Here is a 24,480-nt window from a genome sequence, read left to right as displayed (position 1 = left end):
CTAGTTCACCAGACCGCCGTGCCACTGCGCGAACGGCGTGAGCGGCACCAGCGGCGGCACGACCACGGTCGAATCGAGGGCGACGCGAGCGCCCGAGGCGCCGGAATCGAGCAGAGCGGCCATGATCTCGAGCACGTGCAGAGCGACCTCACCCGAGGCGCGGTCGTGACCGGCAATGAAATCGAGTAAACCGACGCCGCGCGCCGCATCCACGTATCCGGCGTTCGCCGCGAGCTCTTCGAACTCCGAGCCGCGAGCGCGGCGCAGAAGCACCGCGCCCGAGAAGTGGTTCGGATCGGGGAGCACGAGCATCCCCTCCACACCGTGAACCTCGAGCGGCTCGGCGCGGGTGGCGACAGCGTCGAAGCTGAAGGTCACGGTCGACAGGGCTCCACTCTCGTGGCCGAGCACCCCGGTGACGTGCGTGTCGATCTCGACGGGGATCGACTCCCCCGCCCGCGCCCCCGACCCGATCACGCGGGTATCACGCGCTCGGCTGCTCGCGCCCTGCACCCAGCGCACCGGTCCGAGTACCTGCACGAGCGCGGTCAGGTAGTACGGCCCCATGTCGAGCAGCGGACCGCCGCCGTCGCGGTAGTAGAAGTCGGGGTGCGGATGCCACGACTCGTGCCCGCGCGATATCCAGGTAGCCGTCGCCGAGACGGGCGTGCCGATCAGCCCCGCGGCGACTGCGGCTCGCGCGGTCTGCACTCCGGTACCTAGCACGGTGTCGGGTGCTGCGCCCGCGCGAAGACCGGCGGCGGCCGCAGCATCCATCACCCGATGTGCGCCGTCGAGCGACGCGGCAAGCGGCTTCTCGCCGTAGACGTTCTTGCCGCCCGCAAAGGCTGAAATCGCGACCCCTTCGTGCGCCGCAGGGATCGTGAGGTTGAGCACCGTGTCGACCTCGGGCGAGGCGTAGAGCTCCTCGGGCGTGAGTGCAACCGCGCCGGGGATAGTCTCAGCGACAGCGCGCGCACGGTCAGCGTCGAGGTCGGCGACCGCCGCGACACGAACCCCTGCCGCGCCGGCCAGCGTCTCGAGGTAGGCCCGCGAGATCACTCCGAGACCGACGATGCCGATGCCGTGATCGCTCATGCGCGTGCCGCCCACAGCAGTCCCCGTTCAATGATCGTGCGGACGTTGTCGTCTTGCAGTACATCGACACTGTGGCCGGGAGTGCTGACGAAGATCCGACCCTGGCCCCACAACCGCGTCCAGACCGCGGGCGAGACGATCGGCCGATGCCACGGGTGATACGGCTGCACCGGGTGGGTGGTCGTCGCGAGCACGTCGTTGAGGTCGTCGTGCAGCACCCAGTACTGCTCGGTGGTGAGGGCGAAATCATCGAGGGCAGCCGTGATGTCGTGCTGACGGCCCAGCTCGGTGATCTCGATCGCGTGGGTCAGGTAGCTGTCGGTCTGGTCGCCGACTCGCGCAGACGGCTCTTTGCCGGGATGCGTCGCGAACTGACCGCCGACGAGGTGAAGGTAGTCGGTGTTCGCCCTGTACGAGTCCGCGATTCCGCCGTGCCATCCGGCAAGGCCGGTGCCCGACTCCACCGCTGCTCGAAGGCCTTCACACGCTTCGCGCGAGATCTCTGACATCGTCACGCACTGCACGATGAGGTCGAGCTCTGCCATGCCCGCAGCATCCGCATAAATCTCTGGAGTTGACTCGACCCGCACCTCGAAACCGTTCTCGCGAAGGAAGGGAAGGAAGAGATCCGTAGCGTCGATGGGCTGGTGACCATCCCACCCGCCGCGCACCACCAGTGCTGTTTTGGTCATTGATCAACCCTTCCACGACTCACCCGATCTGTGCGGACGAATCGGCGGTTCGCGCCTGCGAAACGGACGATGCGTCATAGCCCGCGGACAGGGCGCGCGGGTATCGTCGGGAACAACTGACGGAAGGCACGACCCTATGTCGACCACGACCGAACGCCTCGCCCGTACTGACGCTGAACTGCAGCAGATGGCGAAGGATCACCTCTGGATGCACTTCACACGCCAGTCGACCGCAGAGTCGGGCGTGCCGATCATCGTCAAGGGCGAGGGTCACCACATCTACGACTCCACGGGCAAGAAGTACTTCGACGGGCTCTCTGGCCTGTTCGTCGTCAACGCCGGCCACGGCCGCCGGCGGCTCGCCGAGGCCGCCGCGAAGCAGGCCGAGCAGCTCGCCTTCTTCCCGATCTGGTCGTACGCGCACCCGGCGGCGATCGAACTGGCCGACCGCATCGCCGAATACGCGCCCGGTGACCTCAACCACGTGTTCTTCTCCACGGGCGGCGGCGAAGCCGTTGAGACCGCTTTCAAGCTGGCGAAGTACTACTGGAAGCTCCAGGGCCAGCCCATGAAGCACAAGGTGATCTCGCGCGCGGTCGCCTACCACGGCACTCCTCAGGGTGCGCTGGCGATCACCGGCATCCCCGCCATGAAGGCGATGTTCGAGCCGCTCACACCGGGCGGCTTCCGCGTGCCGAACACGAACTTCTACCGCGCGGCCGACATGGGCGGACCGACCGGCAGCCTCGAAGAGTTCGGCGTCTGGGCGGCCGACCGCATCGAAGAGATGATTCAGATGGAGGGGCCCGAAACGGTAGCGGCCGTGTTCTTGGAGCCGGTTCAGAACTCGGGTGGATGCTTCCCCCCGCCCCCCGGCTACTTCCAGCGTGTCCGTGAAATCTGTGACAAGTACGACGTGCTTCTGGTCTCGGACGAGGTCATCTGCGCCTTCGGCCGCATCGGGCACATGTTCGCGTGCGACGCCTACGGCTACAAGCCCGACATGATCACCTTCGCCAAAGCCGTGACCAGCGGCTACTCGCCGCTCGGCGGAACCGTCATCAGCGACAAGATCTACGAGCCGTTCCGCACCGGCGATACGACGTTCTATCACGGGTACACATTCGGTGGTCACCCGGTCTCGGCCGCGGTGGCACTCGAGAACCTCGACATCTTCGAAGAAGAGGGGCTGCTCGAGAACGTCCGCGAGAACTCGCCGGTCTTCCGCTCGACGCTGGAGCAACTCAAAGACCTCCCGATCGTCGGTGACGTGCGCGGGGACGGGTACTTCTTCGGCATCGAGCTCGTCAAAGACAAGACCACGAAAGAGACCTTCGACGACGACGAGTCCGAGCGCTTGCTGCGCGGGTTCCTCTCCAAGGCCCTCTTCGAGGCCGGGCTCTACTGCCGGGCCGATGACCGCGGCGACCCGGTGATCCAGCTCGCTCCCCCGATCACGATCGGGCCGGCAGAGTTCGCCGAGATAGAGCAGATCCTCCGTGGTGTGCTGACTGAGGCCTGGACCCGCCTCTAGCCGAACGTCTCACGCTCCGCTGTCACCCTGTGCTGTCCCCAGCGACACTCCGTGACAGCGGAGCGCGAGATGACTGAGGTCAGCGGGGACTGAAGGCCGCACGAAAGAGGCGCCGGGCGCGCTCGGCGACCTCCGCGCGATCGGCCGGGGCGGCACGGGCGAGTTCGGTGGCCAGCATCCCGGTCGCCATCGTCACGTCGTCGGCCTCAACGTGGTCGCCGATGCGCCCCGCGGCACGCTCGCGCTCCACAAGCCTCACCACGACCTCTCGAAAGCGTCCACCGAGGTGAGCGACCGCCGGATCGTCGCGGTGTGCGTTGATCAGGTCGATGAACGCCGTCGATACGACCGCTTGCGCGACGACCCGGTCGAGCAGGTCATCGATCGTGCGTTCGTCGCCCGCGGTGTCCTCCTCGAGGTCGGTCACGTTCTCTTCGAACACGGCCACCGCCAGCGCCGTGCGATCCGGGAAGTGCCGGTAGAGACTGCCCTGGCCGACCCCGGCGCGCTTCGCGACCGCGCTGAACGGAACATTCAGCCCATCGGCGGCGTACACCTCTCGCGCCGCGGCGATCAGGGCTGCACGATTGGCAGGCCCGGCGGCGGGTCCGCGGTTCGATCTGCCACTGTCTTTGGTCGGGGGCACGGGTGTAGCCTATAACCGGACATAGTTGTCCGGTAGTACCCGCTGCCGGATGTCCACATCCGTCAGAAAGGACTCATCATGGCCAAATCACAGCCGCTCTCCGGCGATTCCTCCATCGCCGATTGGCTCGCGGACCCCGCCGGCAACGCCATCCTCACCGAGATGCTGGCCCAAGGCGGCCAGACCCCCGAGGTCTTCAAGCCCGTGCGACGGCTCGCGATCAAGCGACTCGTGAAGATGAGCCGCGGGGCGTTCACCCAAGAGATGCTCGATGACCTCGTGCGCCGCGTTGCCGCAGGCGACGTTCCGGATGCTTCGGCCACCGCCGCGCCGGTGGCCGAAGCATCCGCCCCCACCGACGACGCGCCCGACCTGCGCGAGTGGACCGAGCGCCTCGACCAGGGCCGCTTCACCGGCCAGACCGTGATCGTCACCGGCGCAGGGTCCGGCATCGGGCGGGCCACCGCCTCGCGCATCGCGCGCGAAGGCGGCCGGGTCATCGCGGTCGATGTCAGCCAGGAGCGACTCGACGAGTTCGTCGCCGAGCACTCCAGCGCCGACGTGGTCACCCTCACCGCCGACATCACCGACGACTCGGGTATCGCCCGCATCGTCGAGGCAGCCGGCGACACGATCGACGGCCTTGCGAACATCGCCGGAATCATGGACGACATGACTCCGGTCGGCGACCTCAGCGATGCCGTATGGGAGCGCGTCATGCGGGTCAACGTGACCGGCACGATGAAGCTCATGCGCGCGGTCATCCCCACCATGCTCGCCCAAGGCGGCGGTTCGATCGTGAACACAGCATCGGAGGCAGCACTGCGGGGTTCCGCCGCGGGCGTCGCCTACACCGCGTCCAAGCACGCCGTCGTGGGACTGACCAAGTCGACGGCGTTCATGTACGGGCCGAGCGGCATCCGCGTCAACGCGGTGGCCCCGGGCCCGACCATCACCAACATCGAGGCGACCTTCGGCTCACCGCTGGGCTCCGAGCGGATCCAGACGGCCATGGCTGTCATGCCCGACCCGGTCGAGGCGGACGCACTTGCCGCATCCATCACCTTCTTGCTCTCGAACGACGGCGTGAACGTCAACGGCGTGATCCTCGCGAGCGACGGCGGCTGGTCGGCGGCGTAAGTCTGACCGCGAGAACCCAGTCCCGCGACGAGAACCCCACCCACAACGGTGTTCTCGTCGGCGGACTGGGTTCTCGCGGAGGGGTGGGGTTCACGCGGGCGGGAATAGCGCGAGCACCCCGGCGTTCTGGGTGCCATGACAACGTTTGGAATCATCGGAGCAGGAAACATCGGATCAGCCCTCGCGCGCGGCCTCGCAGATCGCGGCCACGAAGTGCTGATCAGCAACTCGCGCGGGCCTGAAACTCTCGCCGACCTGGTCGCCGACATCGGTGGCGGGGCGCGCGCAGCAACGGTTCAGGATGCCGCGACCGCCGGAGAGGTCGTCATCGTGACCGTCCCGCTCAAGGCACTCGGCGATGTGCCGGTCGAACCCCTCGCCGGCAAGATCGTGCTCGACACGAACAACTACTACTGGGAACGCGACGGTCACATCGAGGCGCTCGATCAGAATCAGACCACCACGACCCGCCTCGTGCAGGAGCACCTGCCGACGTCGAAGGTCGCGAAGGCCTTCAACCACATCCTGTCGTCGCAGATCCTCACCGATGGCACCCCCGCCGGCACAACCGGTCGGCGCGCGCTCGCCACGGCGAGCGACCACCCCGAGGCGATCGCCTTCGTGACCGATCTCTACGACGCATTCGGGTACGACAGCGTCGACGTAGGTTCGGTGGATGACAGCTGGCGCATCGAGCGCGACCAGCCCGGCTACGGAGCGCCGAAGAGCACCACCGAGACGCTGCGCGAGGCCCTCGCCCGCGCTGACCGCTGAGCACTGATCAGTCGAAGGTGGGATCGGTCGTCAGTTCGACGGACGGCCAGACCTCGAGTCCGAGTTCGGTGAGCCGGGCGAGAATGCTGGAGCGGACAGCATCCTGATCTTCGATCGTCCACCGGCCCGCCTCGACGTGGTAGATGACCTCGAGGTAGAGCCGGTGGCCGAGCTTGGCCGCGCGCACCACCGGCGCATCGAGCCCGTATTCGGCGGTGATCGTCGCGACGGCCTCGTCGATCTTCGCCGACGTGCTGGCGGGTGGAGCGCCCTCCAGCAGTTCGCGCACGCCGCTGCGCACCAGTGAGATCGGCAGCGGTGCGACCAGCGCGCACGAGATGAGCACCAAGATCGGGTCGACGAACGGCAGGATTCCATCCCACGACATCCGCGCGAAAATCGCGGCTATCCCGGCGCCCGCGGTCACCACCGCCGCACGAATCGCGCTCGATCGCCAGTCCAGCGCTTCGGAGTGTACGAGGTCGGTATGCGTGCGGCCGAGCCACCACGCCATAACCGTGGCGCTCACCGCCAGGAAAGCGCCGTAGCCGGCGACGACCCCGACGGCGATGTCTTGCCCGCCGTCCCGGATCACGATGATCGCATCCCCCGCGGCGATCACCAATGTCGCCAGGGCGGCAACGCCCTGCACCGAGACCACGAGCGGAACGAGCGCCGGCCACCCGAACGGATTGCGCCGCGTCGGATCTGCCACCGCCTTTCGCGAAGCGGCGAGCGCCATCCACGTCGTCGCCATTCCGATCACCCCGAACGCCCCGTCGAAGACGAGAACGCGGATGCCCAGCCACAGCCCGAGCGCGAGCGCACCCGCCGAGAGCACGGCGTTCGCGATGAGCGAGACCCGAAGGGCGCGCACTTCGCCTGCCGGAGTGGCCATGGTCAGAACGGCCAGATCACCGGGACGAGCAGCACTGCGACGAGGATGAACCAGAGCGCGAGCGGCACGCCGAGCTTCCAGTAGTCGCCGAATTTGTAGCCGCCCGGTTCCATCACCATGAGGTTCGCGGGAGTGGCGATCGGGGTGAGGAAGGATGCTGCGCCCGCAACGGTGAGCGCCATCATGAACGGTTGCACCGAGAGATCGAGGGCGAAGGCGACCGAGACCGCGATGGGGGCCACGATCAGCACCGTAGCGGTGTTGCTGATCAGCTGACCGAGCACCACCGTGAGCACGACAAGTGCAAGGAGCGCGATGCGAGGACCTGCGTCGCCGATCGCCGACAGCAACCACCCCGCGATGAGATCGGCGGTGCCGGTTTCGATGAAAGCGGTCGACAACGGGATCATGCCGGCCACCAGTACGACGGTCGTCCACGAGACCGACTGATAGGCCTGCGAGACCGACACGGTCTTGGTGAGCACGAGCGCGCAGGCGGCGAGCAATGCCGCGACGGCCGGGGGGACGAGCGCTGTGGCGAGCAGTACCACCATGGCGCCGAGGATGATCAGGGCCATTGGTGCGTGTCTGCCCAGCGGGACAGCCCGGCGCATGGTCGCCGGGGCATCGACAGCGATCACCTTCGCACCCGGCGTCTCGGTGTGCAGCACCAGGTCATCCCACGTGCCCTGCAGCAGCAACTGGTCGCCCGCCTGGACAATGACCTCCTGCATTTGCTCAGCGCCGCGGCGCGCGGCCAACAACACCAAGTCTCCGCTGGGGGTCGCCATCCCTGTGCACAGGCGTTGTCCGATCAACGGTGAGCGCGGCGGAACGATGACCTCAGTCACGCCGTTGAGCGGCCCTATCATCATGCCGGTGTCGAGGGTCACGTCATACTGCTGGCGGAGCAGACGAGCGTGCCGGACGAGATCGGTCGGCATCAGCGCGCCGTTACGCGAGGGCAGCAGGCGCGAGCCGAAGATTCCGAGGATCAGCAGCGTGCCCGCAAGCAGGGGGAGTCCGACGAGCGCGAACTCGAAGAAGTTGAACGCGCGGCCGCCGTTGCTTGCGGCTATGTCGGACACGATGATGTTCACCGGAGTCCCGGTGAGGAGGAGCATCGACCCGGCATGCGCCGAGAACGCGAGCGGCAAGAGCAGTTGTGATGTGGGGATGCCGGCGCGCGCAGCGACCACGACCACCAACGGCAGGAGCGCCGCGACCGCTCCGTTCACGCTGATGAGTGCGGTGAGCGCAGCGACCAGCAGCCCGATCACGATGAGCAGCTTCGTGCGCTTGGTTCCGGCGCGTCCGATCACGAGCTGCCCTGCCCACGCGGTCACTCCCGTGGCGTCGAGTGACTCGCTGACGACGAACAGCGCGGCGATGAACAGCACGGTCGGATCACCGAACCCCGCGAGGGCTTGCGGCAGCGTCAACACGCCCGTGAAGAACAGGGCCAGAGACACGCCGATCGCCACAATTCCCAGCGGTACCCGATTACTGACGAATGCGATGATTGCCAACACTAGGATCAGCAATGTAGCGATGACGGGGTCCACGCGCTCAGCGTAGCCACCCTGGTCGGCCGTAGGGGAAAGGCTGAGAAATGAGCACCCAGAGATCTGGTCCGGGATCCGCTTCGGCGGTCGTAGAGAAGGCCTCGTGGCTCCCGCTGATTGTGGTGGTACTCACCCAGATCCAGGCCTCCTTCGCCGTCAATGCGCTCACCGTCTCGATGGCCGGCATCACGACCGATCTCGACACTCCGGCGACCTCCGTGGGTACTGCCATCACCGCGGGGACTTTTGCGATGGCGGCGTTCATTCTGCTCGGCGCCAAGATCGGCGCGCGTTTCGGCACGCGCGGGGTGTTCCAGATCGCCGTCGCCATCCACGCCCTCGCCATGGCCGGTGTCGCGCTCAGTCTGAGCCCCGCGATGCTGTTCATCGCCCAGGCATCCTCCGGCGCCGTCATCGCCCTCATCGCTCCCGCACTGACCGTCTTCATCGCCACGAATTACCACGGTGACCGTCAGGCGAAGGCGATCGGCTTCCTCGCCGCCGCGATTCCGCTCGCGGGCGTCATGGCGCTGCTTCTCGCGGGCTGGTTCGCCGAGACGATCGGGTGGCGCTGGTCGTTCGCGCTCATGGTCGCGCTCGGTGTGGTCAACCTGCTGCTCAGCTTCGGAGTGAAGAAGGTTCCGGCCCAGCCCAACCTCAAGATCGACTGGACGGGGGCGTTCCTCGCCGCGACCGCGATCATCCTGCTGAGCTTCGGCTTCTCGGGCCTCAACGCCTGGGGTGTGTGGCAGGCGACGAGCCAGGCACCGTTCGACATCCTGGGCATCTCTCCCGCCCCCATCCTGATCATTCTCGGTCTCGTACTGGGGCAGATCTTCTTCGTCTGGATCGGCAAGCGCCAGCGCGAGCACAAGTCCCGCATCTTCGACCTGCGCGTGCTGGCGACCAGCACCGAGCTCGCGATCACGGCGTGCATGGCGATCATGCTGTTCGTCGGCACCGCCGCGAACTTCCTCATCCCGCTCTACATGCAGGTCGTGCAGGGTCTCTCCGGCATCCAGACTTCGTTCTCGATCATCCCGTACACGATCTCGATCTTCTTGGCCTCGACCTTCGTCGCCTACCTCTACAAGGTCGCACCGCCGCGCATCATCGGGTCGGTCGGGTTCGTCGTCGTGGCCAGTGCGCTGACGCTCATCGCCTTCACGATCCGCGGCGACTGGGGCCAGTTCTTCATCGTCGCAGGTCTCATCCTGCTCGGCCTCGGGCAGGGGTCGATCGTCGCGCTCGTCTTCAACACCCTGCTCTCGTCTGCCCCGAAAGAGCTTGCCGGCGACGTCGGCGCCTGGCGCGGCCTGGTCCATAACCTGAGCGGCTCGGTCGGCATCGCCGTCGCGAGCGCGTTCGCCGTCGGCATCCTCGCGTCCACCCTCGCCACTTCGGCGGTGCAGCACCCTGAGATCTCCCCTGAGCTCATCAGCGAAGTGAACATCAACGAGGCCGACTTCCTCACGAACTCGCAACTCGAGCAGGTGCTCGCCGGTACCAGCGCAAGCGAGGCTGAGGTAGCCGCGGCGATCGAGATCAACGAAGACGCGCGCCTGCGGGCACTTCAGATCTCCCTGCTGGGCTTGGCAGGTCTCGCGCTGCTCGCGATCGTTCCTGCGACCCGGATGCCGGGACGCATTGCCGGTGAACTGCCCGAGAAGCTCGAACCCGACGACAACGATGACATCGACCCCTCGATCCCTCTCAACCCAGAGGCCGAAGCCCAGGAGACGAAGGCATGACCCGTAGCCCGAACAAGCTGATTCCCGCGGACTTCGCGACCCTCCCCGGGCTCGCGGACCTCGACGCGATGACCGTCACCGCGCGCCCGCCGGGGGGCGGCGATGAAGCCGTCGGCTACACGGTCTTCGCCGAGGGCGACGTTCCGGCCGCGCTGGGTCTCGACCGCGAGGCCCTCACCCGCGCGGGCTTCGACCCGAAGGTCGGCCAGACACTCGTGATTCCGACTCAGACAGGCCCCGACCTCGTCGCCGTTGGAGCGGGCTCGGTCGCCGAACTCGGCATGGCGCAGCTGCGCGACCTGGCCGCGGCGTTCGCCCGGGCCACCGCGCGTCGCGCGCAGATCGCTCTCGTGGTGACGGAGTCGGGGGTGGATGCCGCTTCCACCGCTCAGGCGGTCGTCGAGGGTGCCGCGCTCGCTCGATACCGCTACCGGGTGCTGCGCACCGACTCGAAGCACACCCCGCTGACCTCCTTGGCGCTGGACGTCGCTGGCGCGGACGCCGATGCCGTGTCCGGCGGCGCCACCGAGGCATCCATCACCGCCCGCGCCACCGTCGTCGCTCGCGACGTGACGAACACCCCTCCGGGACACCTGACCGCGACCGACATCGGACTCATCGCAGACGAACTCGGCCCGCGGTACGGCTTCGGCGTCGAACTCTTCGACAAGGCCGCACTGATCGCGCTGGGTTGCGGTGGCCTGCTCGGAGTCAACCAGGGCTCGACCGAAGAGCCGCGCATGGTCAAGCTGACGTATTCACCCGATGGTGAGGCATCCGGCCATCTCGGTCTTGTCGGCAAGGGGATCATGTACGACTCGGGCGGCATTTCGCTCAAGCCTTCCGATCCGATGCACCTCCTGATGAAGATGGACATGGGTGGGGCAGCAGCCGTGCTCGGCGCCTTCACGGGGCTGCGCGATTCCGGGGTGACGGCGAAGGTCACCGGCTGGCTCATGTGCACCGACAACATGCCCTCGGGCTCGTCGTACAAGCTGGGTGACGTGCTCATCGCGCGCGGCGGTAAGACCGTCGAGGTGAAGAACACCGATGCCGAGGGTCGCCTGGTGATGATGGACGCCATCGTGCTCGCGAACGAAGAGGGCGTCGACGCGATGATAGACATCGCGACGCTGACGGGTGCCGCCCTCATGGCACTCGGGCAGTCCACCGCGCCGGTCTTCGCCAACGATCAGCGCATGGCGGATCTGGCGGTCGCCGCATCACACGTCACCGACGAGCCCCTCTGGCAGCTGCCGCTCGAGAAGAAGTATCGCCCGCAGCTCGACAGCGACATCGCCGACATCTCGAACCTCGGCGGCAAGTACGCCGGAGCGACCACGGCGGCGTTGTTCCTGGCGGACTTCGTGGGCGAGACCCCGTGGGCGCACATCGATATCGCGGGCACGATGCAGTCCGACAAGGACGATCTCTGGCGCTCGGCCGGGGCGACGGGCTTCGGTGCCCGCACCCTTCTGGAGACGGCGCGCACCTTCTCGCTCTGACCTCTGCCATCTGATCTCCGGGGGAGTCCACAGTCGCCTCATTCGGATGCGGAGAGACGCATCAGATTCGGATGCCTCGGGGCGACGCATCCGAATCCGATGACGACTTCCGCATCCGGCGAAGCGCGGAGCACCTTCGCCCGGGATGAGTCCTGCGCCGATAAGGTGACCGCGAAAAGCTACGGCCGACGACGGGGGCGCACATGTGGAGTCAAGACATCGATCCACTCGGTCAGTTGTGGCTGTCGGCGCTCGTCGCCGTCATCCCGATCCTGGTCTTCCTGCTCTGTCTGACTGTTCTCAAGATGAAGGGCATCACGGCCGCCGCGATCGCGGTCGTGCTCGAGATCGCGGTGGCGATCTGGCCGTTCGGTATGCCGATCGGCTCGATCGCCGGTGCCGGATTGCTCGGCATCCTCACCGCCATCTGGCCTATCGCGTACATCATCGTGATGGCGGTGTGGCTGTACAAGCTCGCGGTGGCCAGCGGTCGATTCGACATCATCCGCGCGAGCATCTCAGGCATCTCACCCGATCAGCGCGTGCAGGTGCTGCTCATCAGCTTCTGCTTCGGCGCGTTCCTCGAGGGCGCGGCGGGCTTCGGGGTTCCGATCGCGATCTGCGCCGCGCTCCTCGTGCAGCTCGGGTTCCGGCCCGTGAAGGCCGCCATGCTCTCACTCGTGGCGAACGTCGCGGCGGGCGCGTACGGAGCGATCGGCATCCCGGTCATCGTCGGCGCGCAGGTCGGCGGCGTCGACGTGATGGAGCTGAGCTTCTACATGGTGCTCGTGCTGCAACTGCTCACCCTCACCGTGCCGTTCATCCTCGTGATGATCCTCGACGGCGTGCGCGGAGTGCGCGAGACCTGGCCCGTCACCCTCGGTGTGAGCGTCGCGTTCAGCGTGGTGCAGGCGGCGATCCTGCTCACCCTCGGCCCCGAGCTCGCCGACATCGTTCCGGGGCTCATCGGCATGGTCGTGATCTTCATGATCGGCCGCGTGTTCACACCGTCGCGCATCTACCGCGAGGACGGTGGCGAGGCACCCGCACCCGAGAAGCACGACTTCAGCGAGGTCGTCATCGCGTGGAGCCCCTTCTACATCCTCACCGGCGTGATCTTCGTGTGGAGCATCCCCTGGTTCAAGGCGCTCTTCGCCCCGGATGGTGCACTCAACTGGCTCGTCTTCCCCGTTCCGATCCCCGGTATCACGGGAGTGGTCGTGTCCGATGGTGCGGCCGACCCCGTGACCGCAGTGTGGTCGTTCACCCCGGTGAACGCTACGGGAACCGCGATCCTCATCGCCGTGCTCATCACGTTCTTCACGACGCCGCAACTCAAGGCGAGCGATCTGTGGGATCAGCTGCGAGCGACCCTCCACGACCTGTGGCGACCGATCGTGCTGATCGCGCTCATCTTGGTCGTCGCCAACATCGCGAACTTCTCGGGCGGATCGGCATCGATCGGCAACGCCCTCGCCGGGGTCGGGCTGCTCTTCCCCCTTTTCGCGCCGATCATCGGCTGGTTCGGTGTGTTCATCACCGGGTCGGTCGTCAACAACAACACGCTGTTCGCTCAGCTGCAGTCCGTCACGGCCGAGAAGATCGGCGTCGACCCGACGCTCCTCGTCGCGGCCAATACCGCCGGAGGCACCGTCGCCAAGGTGATCTCGCCGCAGTCGATCGCCATCGCCGCGGGAGCGGTAGGGCTCACCGGACGCGAGGGAGAGATCCTCCGGGCGTCGATCAAGTACAGCCTAGGAATGTTGGCCTACGTCTGCGTCTGGGTGTTCTTGCTCTCGCTGGTGACCTGAATGTGCTCTGACCGCTGATCTCTGACCGCTGATCTCTGACCGCTGATCTCTGACCGCTGATCTCTGACCGCTGCCCGCGAGAACCCAGTCCGCCGACGAGAACACGGGTGTAGGCGGGGTTCTCGTCGCGGGGATGGGTTCTCGCGGTCAATGGTGGACGGCGGAGGTCAGCCGCGTAGCGAGGCCATGCCGGCCACGTCGTAAGCCAGTTCGACCGCGTCGAAGATCGCCGCGTCGATCGTGCGGGGCGCGTACGCGTCGCCGATGACCTCGACCCGCGGCGCGCTGATTCTTTCGAGGTTCACAGAAGCGCGCGGCTCGATCGCAACGACGGTGTCGACGGAGAGGGCGGATGCTTCGCCCGTCAGAGTGTCGCGCATCGAGAGTTTTCCGTCATCGAACCGCTCCACGACCTGCGCGACACGTCGACGGAAGCCCGAGTGCGCGCCGAGCCTCTGCAGGAGCAATGGGCGGTCGTAACCCGCGCCGATGTGCGGAAATACCGTCTCGAACGGTGTGATCAACTCGAGGTGATCGACCTGCTCGAGCAGGCTGAGCACGACGCCGGATGCATATGCGGTGCCGTCGGAGTCGATCACCGCGATCCGGCTGCCGAGCGCAGCGGGGTTGCCGAGGGCGTCGAAGGCGTTCACGATTCCGGCCGGCACGGCCTCGGCGTAGGCCGACAACATCGCCAGCGAGCTGGTGTCGGGCGCAACGGCGCCGGTCGCGATGACGACCCCGTCGGGGTGGGTCTCTGCAACGAGGTCGGCGGTGGCAGTAACGCCGAGCCGCACCTCGACGCCCGCCGCCGCGAGATCGCGCTCGAGGTCGTCAACCAGCAGCCCGACGCTCTCGCGGCCGGGCACCCTGCGTGCCCACCGGAGCTGTCCGCCGAGCTCGTCCGCGCTCTCGAGGAGCGTCACTGCGTGGCCATCCGAGGCGAGCTCCACCGCAGCGCGCATGCCGGCAGGGCCGGCGCCGATGACCGTCCACCGTTGGGCGTGCGGCGCAGTCGGCCGTGGTGGACGCTCGCGCTCGCGCCCGGCCTGAGGATTGACCGTGCAAGACATCGCGAGTCCGCGGCTGCCGCGGCCGAGGCATCCCTGATTCAAACGGATGCAGTGACGGATACCGTCGCCCGACGTGCCCGCGAGCTTCCGTCCGAGATCGGGGTCGGCGATCTGAGCGCGCGTGAGCGCGACCATGTCGGCGATGCCGTCGCGGATCACCTCTTCGGCGTCTTCGACCGCGAGCGCAGCCCCGACTCCGAACACGGGGAGGTCGAGGTTCGCGGCTTTGACCGATGCGACCTCGTCGCGCAGCCACGCGACCGGCATGGCCGACGAGGGAAAGACGTAGTGGACGTTGTGGTAGCCGCCCGCTGCAAGGTCGAGGAAGTCGATTTTCGCCTCGGCGCGCAGCCGCACGATCACCTCGCGGAGAGCTTCGGCATCGAGCCCGTCCGGGTGGAACTCGTTGGCGACGATACGGATGCCGACGGTGAAGTCGTCGCCCGTCCGGGCGCGCACGGCTGAGAGCACCTCGCGCGCGAAGCGCGTGCGCCCCTCGAGGTCGCCACCGTAGCCATCAGTGCGGGCGTTGTAGAGGGGCGAGAGGAACTGGTGCAGCAGATACCCGTGCGCCATGTGGATCTCGACGCCGTCGAACCCGCTTTCTTGGGCGAGCGCGGCAGAGACGGCCCATCCCTCGACGAGCGCGGCGATGTCGGCGTGGTCCATCTCGCGGGTTGCGTGCGAGGTCGACGGTGAGAGTATGCGCGAGGGGGCATAGACCGTGCGTGGACCGTCCGGGCCGTCGGGCTGCGCCTGTGCCCCATGGTGATTGAGCTGCACGAAGACGGCGGCACCGGCATCCTGAATCGCACTCGTGAACGACCGGTTCGCGACGACGGACTCGGGCCGAAAGGCGTCTTGAAACCCGCGGATCGAGCCCGAGGGGTGCACGAAGTGGTTGCCGGCGACGAAGAGCCCGCACCCGCCCTCGGCGCGGCGCACGTAGTAGGCGGTCTCGCGCGCCGACTCGACCCGGTCGGAGTACTGCTTGGAGTGCGCGGTCTGCATCAGGCGGTTTCGCACCGCCGTGGAGCCGATCTTCAGGGGCTGGAACAGCGACGAGGCACTCACAGTTCTGAGCCTACGACCGGCGTCGCTCCGCTGTCGCAAACTGCTGCTCGCAACCGCGACACGACAGCCGAGCGCACTCGGGGGCGCATGCTCAAGCGAGCGTGTCGAGAATCTCGGTCAGAAGCTCCATCGTCGTCGTCGGGTTCACGATCGCGAAGCGCAGCACGGGCTCGCCCGCGTGCGAGCTCGGCACGACGAAGCCGACCTGGTCGTCGAGCAGGCGATCGGACCAGGCCTGATACTCGGCCATGCTCCACCCCTCGCGCCGGAAGACCACGACCGACAGCTGCGGGTCGCGCACGAGCGACAGCCCGTCGCGGCGCTCGATCTCATCGGCGATCTCGCGCGCGAGCGCGATGCCGTGGTCGATCGACGCCCGGTACTGGTCGGTGCCGTGGGTCGCGAGCGAGAACCACAGCGGCAACCCGCGCGCGCGGCGCGTGAGCTGGATCGCCAGATCGGATGGGTTCCAATCCGGGCGGTCTGTGAGCGTGTCGAGGTACTCCGCCTTCTGCGTGTGCGCGGCACGGCCGTGCGAGGGATCGCGGTAGATCAGCGCGCACGCGTCGAACGGTGCGAACAGCCACTTGTGCGGGTCGACGATGACCGAGTCCGCGAGCTCGACTCCGGCGAAGGTCGGTCGCATCCGTTCGACCAGCATGGCCGCGAGGCCGTACGCACCGTCGACGTGCAACCAGATGTCGCGCGCCTTGGTCACCGCGGCAACCGACGCGATGTCATCGACGATGCCGAAGTTGGTGGTTCCGCCGGTGACGACGACGGCGAAGACGGAGTCACCGTGCTCATCGAGGGCGGCCACGACAGCGTTTCCGTGCAGACGACCGTCGGCGCCGGTGCGGACGGCGACGATGTCGACGTCCATGACCTCGGTCGCGGACGCAATCGAGGAGTGCGCCTCCGAACTGCAGACGACCTTCCAGCGGTCGGGATTCGTACGCCCGAGTTCCGCGTTACGGCGGCGTGAAGCATCCCGCGCAGCAACCAGCGCCGAGAGGTTGCCGATCGTGCCGCCCTGCACGAAAACCCCGCCCGCGCCGACGGGCAGACCGAACTCGGCTGCCAGCCAGTGCAAGACCTCGTTCTCGGCGAAGACGGCACCGGCACCCTCCATCCACGACCCGCCGTAGATCGCCGACGCAGACACGACGAGGTCGAACGCGATGGCGGCCTTGCTCGGCGCGCTCGGAATGAACGACAGGTACCCCGGGTGGTCGATGGACAGGCACGTCGGGGCGAGCACGTCGGCGAACAGGGTGGTGGCCGCCTGCGACCCTATTCCGCCGGCGGTGATGGAGCCGGATGCGACGGCCGCGAGCTCGTCGGGCGTCACAGGCTTGTCCAGCGGAACGTCCGCGAAGAGCGCACGGCTGCGCGCATACGCGAGGACCCCGTCGATCGTCTCGCGGGCATCGTCGGAAACGGAATGCATCGCGTCGGGCTGAACCTGGTGAGTCACGGAGTCGCGACCTTTCTGGGGGTGGTGGGCGGCACGTCGAGCGCGCCTCGGGAGAGACCGAACATGCCCTCGACGGCACGGCGGAGGAGAAGGGAACGATCGGATGCCCCACCCCAGCGCACGAGCGCCTGGGCGTTGAGGCCGTCGATCATGCCCAGCAGCTGCCACGCGGCATCGGCAGCATCGTCGATGCGGAAGTCGCCTTCGGAGATGCCGTCGTCGATGAGGTAGTGGAGGGCCTTTTGCCACCGGTCCATGTGGTCACGCACGGCTTCGGCGAGCTGTTCGCTGCGACGTCCCATCGCGAACGCTTCGACCCACACGAGGGTGACATCGTCGCGCGAACCGTCCAGGAGTGTGCCGAGCAGGGTGGCGAGTCGCTCGACCGCGGGGCCGTCGGTGGTCATCGCGTCGAGTTCATCGAGTTCGTCACCCACGATGGTGGCGAATGTGTCGGCCACGAGCGCATCCATGCTGGGGGCGTAGTGGGCGACGAGGGCGGGGGTGACGCCCGCGCGCGTTGCGACCGCGCGCATCGTTACGGCAGAGAGGCCTTCATCCCGTGCCAGATCACGGGCGGCGTCGGCGATCTGCGCGCGACGCTGGGCAGGAGCGCGACGCGCCGCTCGAGTCTGCGCCGCCTGCGGCGCGGGGGTCGTTGACATTGCGGGGCTCCTCTCGCTAACCTGCTTTTATTGATCATACGATCAATATCATGCTTCGACGGCCTGACACAAGAGCGGCCGCTCCCGAACGGAGATCTCATGGCCTGGCGGATGCCCGCAGAAACCGCTCCGCACGATCGCACCTGGATGGCGTTCCCGCGCGAGGGCCTCACCCTCGGCGAGTCACCGGCCGAGGCCGAAGAGGCGTACGCGGCGTGGACAGCTGTCGCCCACGCGATCGCCGAGTTCGAGCGGGTGACCATGGTGGTCGACCCCAGCGAGGTCGCCCGTGCCCGCCGCATGCTCAGCGCCGGCGTAGACATCGAGGTCGCTCCCCTCGACGAGTTCTGGATGCGTGATTTCGGCCCCACGTTCGTCCTCGATGCCGAGCGGCCCGGCGTGCTTGGCGCGGTCGACTGGATCTTCAACGGCTGGGGCGCGCCTGAGTGGTCGGAGTGGCAACTCTCCGCCGAGATCGGCCGTTTCGTCGCGGCGCTCACCGGGGCTGAGCTCGTCAGCTCGGTGCTCGTGAACGAAGGTGGCGGCATCCACGTCGATGGTGAAGGAACCGTCCTCGCCACCGAGACGGTGCAGCTCGACCCGCGCCGCAATCCCTACGCCGACAAGGCCCGGATCGAGGCGGAGTTCGCCCGCACGATCGGTGCGAAAAGAACGATCTGGCTCCCCCGGGGTCTCACCCGCGACTACGACGACTTCGGCACGAACGGCCACGTCGACATCGTCGCGACCATCCCGTCGCCGGGCCGCCTGCTGCTGCACGCACAGAACGACCCGGCCCACCCCGACTTCGAGGTCACCCGGGCGCTCCGCGCGCAACTCCAGACCGAGACCGATGCCGCCGGCCGCCCGTTCGAGATCATCGACCTCGCCGCCCCCGAAACATTGCGCGACCACGAGGGCTTCGTCGACTGGAGTTACGTCAACCACCTGGTGGTCAACGACGGCATCATCGCCTGCGGGTTCGGTGAAGAGCGGGCGGATGCCGCGGCCCGCGAGATCCTCGAAGAGGCCTACCCCGGCCGGCGAGCGGTGACGGTCGACTCGAGGCCCATCTTCGCGCGGGGTGGCGGCATCCACTGCATCACACAGCAACAGCCGACGGTGACCTCGTGATGCGGGTCGGACACGCTGCGCGTGAAGTTCCGGGACCAAACTGCGTCTGCAGTTCCGCCGAGGCCGACAGAGCCCGATCCGTCCCGGATCTTTCACGCCAACCGCGGGAGACCGGTCATGATCGACGTCGTTGAAGCATCAATCGCCGAGCTGCGGGGCGCGCTCGAGTCGGGCGCAACCACCGCGGTCGAGCTCGTCGAGGCCTACCTCGCGCGGATCGACACCTATGACGGACCCGACACCGCTACCGCCCTGAACGCGGTGGTCGTACGCAACCCCGACGCACTCGGCGAGGCCGAAGCTTCCGATGCCCGTCGCGCGACCGGCACCACACGAAGCCCACTCGACGGCATTGCGTACACCGCGAAAGACAGCTACCTTGTGCGCGGGCTCACCGCCGCGGCCGGGAGTCCGGCCTTCGCCGACCTCGTTGCGCAGCGCGACGCGTTCACGATCGAGCGGCTGCGCGGCGCCGGGGCGATCTGCCTGGGCCTGACGAACATGCCGCCGATGGCCAACGGAGGCATGCAGCGCGGCGTCTACGGCCGAGCCGAGAGCCCGTACAACCCCGACTTTCTCACCGCGCCGTTCGGGTCGGGCTCATCGAACGGCTCGGGAACGGCCACCGCGGCGAGTTTCGCCGCCTTCGGCCTCGGCGAAGAGACCTGGTCGAGCGGCCGCGGGCCGGCGAGCAACAACGCCCTCTGCGCCTACACTCCGTCGCGCGGGGTCATCTCGACCCGCGGCAACTGGCCGCTCGTCCCCACGATGGACGTCGTCGTTCCCCACACCCGCACGATGGCCGACCTGCTCGAGGTGCTCGAGGTCATCGTGGCCGACGACCCCGAGACGCGCGGCGACTTCTGGCGCGCGCAGCCGTGGGTGAAGATTCCGGATGCGTCCACCCAGCGCCCCGCGTCATACCCAGCTCTGGCCGCCCGGTCGCGCGTCGAGGGAAAGCGCATCGGAGTGCCGCGCATGTACATCAATGCCGACGAAGCCCCCGACGGCCCGGGAATCGGCGGACCGACGGGTCGCCGCATCCAGACCCGTCCGTCCGTCATCGCCCTCTGGGAGGCCGCCCGCCGCGACCTCGAAGCCGCGGGCGCCACCGTCGTCGAGGTCGACTTTCCGGTCATCTCGAACTACGAGGGCGACCGACCTGGCGCTCCGACCCTCGCTACGCGCGGGCTCGTGACCCCCGAGTACCTACGCCGTGAGATCGTCGACCTCTCGGCGTGGGGATGGCAGGACTTCCTCGCGGCGAACGGCGACCCCACGCTGTCGAGCCTCGATCCCGTCGACGGCGCGACGATCTTCCCGCATCCCGTGGGAGCCCTCCCCGATCGGTACATCAACTTCGACGACGACATCGCGGACTACCCGGCCTGGGTTCGGGCTCACCCCGGCGCGAGCCCGTGGACCGACATGCCCGAACTCGAAGCAGGGCTCCGCGGGCTCGAAGACACTCGCCGCATCGACCTCGAGCAGTGGATGGATGACCTCGCCCTCGACGCCGTGGTCTTTCCCGCCGTGGCCGACGTCGGGCCGGCAGACATGGACGTGAACCCCGAATCGGCCGACCTCGGCTGGCGCAACGGGGTCTGGGTGGCGAACGGCAACCTGGCGATCCGGCATCTCGGGATTCCGACGGTCACGGTGCCGATGGGCACGCTGGACGACATCGGCATGCCGGTCGGTCTCACGTTCACGGGCCGGGCCTACGACGACGCGGCACTGCTGGCTCTCGCCGCCGCGTTCGAGACGACGGGCGACCGCCGCACCGAGCCCCCGCGCACCCCTCGCCTGAGCTGAGCGATCAGGCGCTTTCGCGGACGACGAGCCGGGTCGGCACGACCTCGAGCCTGGTGTCGCTGCCGTCGATCGCGGCGATGAGGGCCGTGACAGCTCGCTCTCCGAGCGCATCGAAGTCTTGCCGCACCGTCGTGAGCGGTGGCCGGAAGTCGGCCGAGTCCGGCACATCGTCGAAGCCGATCACGGCTACATCGTCGGGCACGCGCCGCCCGGCGTCGGCGAAGGCACGCAGCACCCCGAGCGCCATCTGATCGTTGGCGGCGAAGACCGCGGTGACCTCTGAGAGCGCGGCGAGCGTTGCCCCCGCCCGGTAGCCGGATGCAGCGGTCCAATCCCCGCGCAGCACGTCGGGCGCGGCGATGCGCGCGAGCGCAGCGCGCCAGCCGGCTTCGCGCTCGACAGCCGCGAATGAGTCGGCTGGACCGCCGATGTGCCACACGGTTCGATGTCCTGCCTCCAGCAGGTGAGCGACCGCGGCGCGCGCGCCCGCCGCGTGGTCGGACCGCACAACCGCGAATCGGGAATCGTCGGGTGCGTCGACCACGACGAGTCGCAGATCGCTCGGCAGCTCGGCGCCGCGGGCGATGGCGGATGCTTCGTTCAGCACGATCGCTCCATCCACGCCATGATCGTGCAGGCGTTCAAAAGCATCGGCCAAGGCTTCGGCGCCGGTGGCGGTCACCACCGTGAGGGCGTAGCTGCGGGAGGCCGCAGCATCCGCCACCGCCTGCAGCATGCGCGAGTTGCCCACCGTCGCGAGGGTCGACACGATGAGACCGATCGTCTGACTGCGTCCGGTGCGGAGAGCTCGCGCTGCGCGGTGCGGACGGTACCCGAGGGCGGCCATCGCCGCTTCGACCCTGGCGCGGGTCGCGGGGTCGACGCGCGGGCTGTCATTGACGACCCGAGACACTGTTTGACCCGAGACACCCGCGCGGTCGGCGACATCTGCCATCGACACTCGACGTGACATTCGACCTCCGGCGCTCGGTGATGGGCGTGCAGAACTCCAGACAACTGCGACGTGTTGACGTTACCATGGCTTTCCCGCTAGCATGTTGACGTGAACATGATGGAGTTTCGCAACACTGATCCCACCGACGAGCCCGAAGCCCTCGGCGCGGGCGTCGTGAAGCGCTCGACCCGCCTGGCCGACGGCCGCGAGTTGATCTACTTCGACGACCCCGACACCACGCTCGGCCCCGACCGTGGCATCGACGCCCGAGACCTCGACCCCCGGCCTGCGACAGCGACCATGCGCCGCGACGTGCTCACCGGTGACTGGATCTCGGTGGCCGCCGCCCGCCAGAACCGCGCGTTCCTCCCTCCAGCCGAGCTCGATCCGCTCGCGCCGCAGACGCCGACCAACCCGTCCGAGATCCCCTCGACCTACGACGTCGCGGTGTTCGAGAACCGCTCGCCGTCCTTCGGTCCGGCACTGAGCGAACCCTACGACTCCACCGAATCCGCGATCGATGCGCCTCAGGGGCTCGACGACCTCGATGCCCCCGGCCTCGGCCGCACCCGCACCTCGGTCGGCAGGTGCGAGGTCGTGTGCTTCAGCCCCGAGCGCACCGGCTCGTTCGGCACGCTCTCGCCCACCCGGGCCCGCACGGTCATCGAGGCCTGGGCCGACCGCACCGCGGCGCTTTCGGCTCTGCCCGGCGTCGAGCAGGTCTTCCCGTTCGAGAACCGCGGCGAGGCGATCGGTGTGACCCTCGCCCACCCGCACGGCCAGATCTACTCCTACCCGTACATCACCCCGCGGACGACGACGCTGCTCGCCTCGATCGAGCGTGAGGGCGACGACCTGTTCGAGCGCATCCTGCAGTTCGAACGGGCATCCGACCGCGTGATCCTCCAGGGCGAGTACTGGACGGCGTTCGTGCCGTTCGCCGCCCGCTGGCCCCTCGAGGTGCACCTCGTGCCGCACCGGCATGTCGCCGATCTCGCCGAGACCACCGACGCCGAACGCGACGAACTCGCGCCGCTCTACCTGCGCCTGCTCCGCGGTGTCGATGCGATCTACGACTCCCCGACGCCCTACATCGCCGCATGGCATCAAGCTCCGGTGAACCGCGGACGCGACACCGTGCGCCTTCATCTTCAGCTGACCAGCCCACGCCGAGCAGCGGACAAGCTCAAGTTTCTCGCGGGGTCAGAAGCTGCCATGGGTGCGTGGATCGGCGATGTACCGCCCGAGGCATCCGCCGCCCTACTTCGAGACGCCATCACCCGCACTCCGGAGGTAACCCTGTGACCGCTCGCACCGACGCGATCGACCTGTTCCACACTCGTTTCGGTGGCGAGCCTCTCGGCACCTGGTCGGCCCCAGGCCGCGCCAACCTGATCGGCGAGCACACCGATTACAACGACGGGTTCGTTCTGCCGTTCGCGATCCAGCACCGCACATACGTGGCGCTCGGGCGACGCGACGATGGCGTACTCCGAGTCGCCTCGACGTTCGACGATGAGGTCATCGAGGTTGCCGTCGGCAACATCCCCTCGCTCTTTCCCGCAGGTCGCGACAGCGTGGCCGAATGGGCGCGCTACCCGCTCGGGGTTGCGTGGGCCCTCGTGCACGCAAGCGGCCGCGACGCCGCAACGCTCGCGGGCGCTGATCTCGCATTCTCGTCGGACGTGCCCGTCGGCGCCGGACTCTCGTCTTCAGCCGCGATCGAGTCCGCCACCGCGGTCGCTCTGACCGAGGTCTGGGGTCTCGACCTCGACCGCGTCGCGCTCGCCCAGGCGGGGCGTCGCGCCGAGAACGAAGCCGTCGGAGCGCCCACCGGCATCATGGACCAGATGGCCTCGATGCTCGGTCGCACGGACGCCGCGATCTTCCTCGACTGCCGATCTCTCGAAGCCGATGTGATCGACCTCGGCTTCGCTGAAGCCGGGCTCGAGCTCGTCGTCATTGACACGGGGGTGAGCCACTCGCACGCCACCGGCGGCTACGGAGATCGGCGCGCTTCGTGCGAGCGGGGCGCTCAGGCCCTGGGCGTCGTCGCGCTCCGCGATGTCACTGTTGCCGACCTCGAACGGGCCGCCGGCCTCCTCGACGACGAGACGTTCCGCCGAGTCCGGCACATCGTGACCGAGAACGACCGTGTCCAGGCGACCGTCCGCGCGCTTCGTGGAAAGGGACCCGCCGCGATCGGAGACCTCCTGATCGCCTCGCACGCGTCGATGCGCGACGACTTCGAGATCTCGGTGCCCGAGCTCGACACTGCGGTCGACGCGGCCCTCAGCGCGGGAGCGATCGGCGCACGCATGACCGGTGGCGGGTTCGGTGGCGCCGCGATTGCGCTCGTGCCGCACGAATCAGTGAACGCGGTTCAGGATGCCGCGACCGCTGCGTTCGCGGCATCCGGCTTCGCCGCACCGACGATTTTCACCGTCGCACCAGCTGCGGGAGCGGCGCGCGACTAATCCTTCTTGTCGTCGTCCGACTCTTCGTGGGGAGCCATCTGCACGATCTGCGGGGCGTCGTCGTCGACATCGACGGGCTCGATGTCGAAGTGCTCGGCCACGAGCGTGATCCCGCCTGACGAGTGGGCGGAGTGCGCGAGCTGTTCGATCCACTCGCGGCTGAGGGGTGTGGGATCGGGGTCGTCGAAGACGAAGCGCATCGGGATCGACGGGTGCAGCCAGATGGTGCTGCGGCCGCGCGGCTGATCGTCGGGGTGCTGCCACGACACGGTGAAGCTCTCGCCGCGACGGAGCTTGGTCGCGACGACAACTTTCAGGTGTGCGAGTGCACGGTCTTCGATGTGGATCGGGGTGGCGGAGCCGCCGTAATAGATCGTGCCCATGGGGAGATGCTAA

20 protein-coding genes are annotated in these 24,480 nt (G+C 67.8%); 10 read left to right on the top strand and 10 right to left on the bottom strand.

Annotation, left to right across the window (positions count from 1 at the left end; genetic code table 11):
* Nucleotides 1–1,098, bottom strand: a complete 1,098-nt coding sequence (locus tag LG299_RS13355; protein WP_404431024.1) for a Gfo/Idh/MocA family protein — start codon at nt 1,096–1,098, stop codon at nt 1–3.
* Nucleotides 1,095–1,790 (bottom strand): ThuA domain-containing protein, encoded by a 696-nt coding sequence (locus LG299_RS13350; RefSeq protein WP_404431022.1) that lies wholly within the window; start codon nt 1,788–1,790, stop codon nt 1,095–1,097. Before LG299_RS13350 ends, LG299_RS13355 begins: the two co-directional genes overlap by 4 nt.
* A gap of 136 nt (nt 1,791–1,926) precedes the next feature.
* Here LG299_RS13350 and LG299_RS13345 point away from each other — a divergent pair, with 136 nt between their 5' ends.
* Nucleotides 1,927–3,324: an aspartate aminotransferase family protein gene (locus LG299_RS13345; RefSeq protein ID WP_404431020.1), complete on the top strand. Its 1,398-nt coding sequence runs from the start codon at nt 1,927–1,929 to the stop codon at nt 3,322–3,324.
* 79 nt (nt 3,325–3,403) lie between these two features.
* Here the strand turns inward: LG299_RS13345 and LG299_RS13340 are convergent, their stop codons facing one another.
* On the bottom strand, nt 3,404–3,970 hold the full coding sequence (locus tag LG299_RS13340; RefSeq protein WP_404431018.1) for a TetR family transcriptional regulator: 567 nt from the start codon (nt 3,968–3,970) through the stop codon (nt 3,404–3,406).
* A gap of 78 nt (nt 3,971–4,048) precedes the next feature.
* Between LG299_RS13340 and LG299_RS13335 the strand changes: the two genes are divergently transcribed.
* Complete coding sequence (locus LG299_RS13335; protein WP_404431016.1) at nt 4,049–5,110, top strand: SDR family NAD(P)-dependent oxidoreductase; 1,062 nt, start codon at nt 4,049–4,051, stop codon at nt 5,108–5,110.
* 135 nt (nt 5,111–5,245) lie between these two features.
* Nucleotides 5,246–5,884, top strand: coding sequence for an NADPH-dependent F420 reductase (locus tag LG299_RS13330; protein WP_404431014.1), 639 nt, complete (start codon nt 5,246–5,248; stop codon nt 5,882–5,884).
* 7 nt (nt 5,885–5,891) lie between these two features.
* On the opposite strand, the gene LG299_RS13325 is transcribed toward LG299_RS13330, so the two are convergent.
* Nucleotides 5,892–6,782, bottom strand: coding sequence for a cation transporter (locus tag LG299_RS13325; protein ID WP_404431012.1), 891 nt, complete (start codon nt 6,780–6,782; stop codon nt 5,892–5,894).
* A 2-nt stretch (nt 6,783–6,784) separates the two neighbouring features.
* Entirely contained in the window at nt 6,785–8,347 is a 1,563-nt protein-coding gene (locus LG299_RS13320; RefSeq protein WP_404431010.1) for an SLC13 family permease, read from the bottom strand.
* Between the two features lie 47 nt (nt 8,348–8,394).
* Between LG299_RS13320 and LG299_RS13315 the strand changes: the two genes are divergently transcribed.
* The 3 genes from LG299_RS13315 to LG299_RS13305 all read left to right on the top strand — a co-directional run bounded on the left by LG299_RS13315 (nt 8,395) and on the right by LG299_RS13305 (nt 13,414).
* Entirely contained in the window at nt 8,395–10,098 is a 1,704-nt protein-coding gene (locus LG299_RS13315) for an MFS transporter (protein ID WP_404431008.1), read from the top strand.
* On the top strand, nt 10,095–11,603 hold the full coding sequence (locus LG299_RS13310; protein ID WP_404431006.1) for a leucyl aminopeptidase family protein: 1,509 nt from the start codon (nt 10,095–10,097) through the stop codon (nt 11,601–11,603). The genes LG299_RS13315 and LG299_RS13310 overlap by 4 nt, the downstream gene beginning before the upstream one ends.
* A 203-nt stretch (nt 11,604–11,806) precedes the next feature.
* Nucleotides 11,807–13,414, top strand: coding sequence for an L-lactate permease (locus LG299_RS13305; RefSeq protein ID WP_404431004.1), 1,608 nt, complete (start codon nt 11,807–11,809; stop codon nt 13,412–13,414).
* A 167-nt stretch (nt 13,415–13,581) separates the two neighbouring features.
* On the opposite strand, the gene LG299_RS13300 is transcribed toward LG299_RS13305, so the two are convergent.
* The 3 genes from LG299_RS13300 to LG299_RS13290 all read right to left on the bottom strand — a co-directional run bounded on the left by LG299_RS13300 (nt 13,582) and on the right by LG299_RS13290 (nt 17,703).
* Nucleotides 13,582–15,561 carry an NAD(P)-binding protein gene (locus tag LG299_RS13300; protein WP_404431002.1) on the bottom strand — a complete coding sequence of 660 codons (1,980 nt, stop codon included), beginning with the start codon at nt 15,559–15,561 and terminating at the stop codon, nt 13,582–13,584.
* A gap of 91 nt (nt 15,562–15,652) precedes the next feature.
* Nucleotides 15,653–17,011, bottom strand: a complete 1,359-nt coding sequence (locus LG299_RS13295) for a pyridoxal phosphate-dependent decarboxylase family protein (protein WP_404434892.1) — start codon at nt 17,009–17,011, stop codon at nt 15,653–15,655.
* Nucleotides 17,012–17,034: 23 nt separating this feature from the next.
* Nucleotides 17,035–17,703 carry a TetR/AcrR family transcriptional regulator gene (locus LG299_RS13290; RefSeq protein WP_404431000.1) on the bottom strand — a complete coding sequence of 223 codons (669 nt, stop codon included), beginning with the start codon at nt 17,701–17,703 and terminating at the stop codon, nt 17,035–17,037.
* A 99-nt stretch (nt 17,704–17,802) separates the two neighbouring features.
* Here LG299_RS13290 and LG299_RS13285 point away from each other — a divergent pair, with 99 nt between their 5' ends.
* Both LG299_RS13285 and LG299_RS13280 read left to right on the top strand, forming a co-directional pair.
* Nucleotides 17,803–18,837 (top strand): agmatine/peptidylarginine deiminase, encoded by a 1,035-nt coding sequence (locus LG299_RS13285; protein ID WP_404430998.1) that lies wholly within the window; start codon nt 17,803–17,805, stop codon nt 18,835–18,837.
* Between the two features lie 117 nt (nt 18,838–18,954).
* Nucleotides 18,955–20,652 (top strand): amidase, encoded by a 1,698-nt coding sequence (locus LG299_RS13280; RefSeq protein WP_404430996.1) that lies wholly within the window; start codon nt 18,955–18,957, stop codon nt 20,650–20,652.
* Between the two features lie 4 nt (nt 20,653–20,656).
* Here LG299_RS13280 and LG299_RS13275 read toward each other — a convergent pair whose 3' ends face one another.
* Nucleotides 20,657–21,607 (bottom strand): LacI family DNA-binding transcriptional regulator, encoded by a 951-nt coding sequence (locus LG299_RS13275; protein WP_404434890.1) that lies wholly within the window; start codon nt 21,605–21,607, stop codon nt 20,657–20,659.
* A gap of 114 nt (nt 21,608–21,721) precedes the next feature.
* Here LG299_RS13275 and galT point away from each other — a divergent pair, with 114 nt between their 5' ends.
* Both galT and galK read left to right on the top strand, forming a co-directional pair.
* Nucleotides 21,722–22,912, top strand: coding sequence for a galactose-1-phosphate uridylyltransferase (galT, locus tag LG299_RS13270; RefSeq protein WP_404434889.1), 1,191 nt, complete (start codon nt 21,722–21,724; stop codon nt 22,910–22,912).
* Nucleotides 22,909–24,084: a galactokinase gene (galK, locus tag LG299_RS13265; protein WP_404430994.1), complete on the top strand. Its 1,176-nt coding sequence runs from the start codon at nt 22,909–22,911 to the stop codon at nt 24,082–24,084. Before galT ends, galK begins: the two co-directional genes overlap by 4 nt.
* Here the strand turns inward: galK and LG299_RS13260 are convergent.
* The gene (locus LG299_RS13260) at nt 24,081–24,467 is read right to left on the bottom strand and encodes a hypothetical protein (RefSeq protein ID WP_404430992.1); all 387 of its coding nucleotides are present in this window, start codon (nt 24,465–24,467) and stop codon (nt 24,081–24,083) included. The genes galK and LG299_RS13260 overlap by 4 nt on opposite strands.
* Between the last annotated feature and the right edge of the window lie 13 nt (nt 24,468–24,480).

It is taken from the genome of Microbacterium lacus (assembly GCF_044794305.1).
GTDB lineage: Bacteria > Actinomycetota > Actinomycetes > Actinomycetales > Microbacteriaceae > Microbacterium > Microbacterium lacus_B.
The sequence above is the reverse complement of the archived record's forward strand: the minus strand, read 5'-3'. Positions and strand labels throughout refer to the sequence as shown.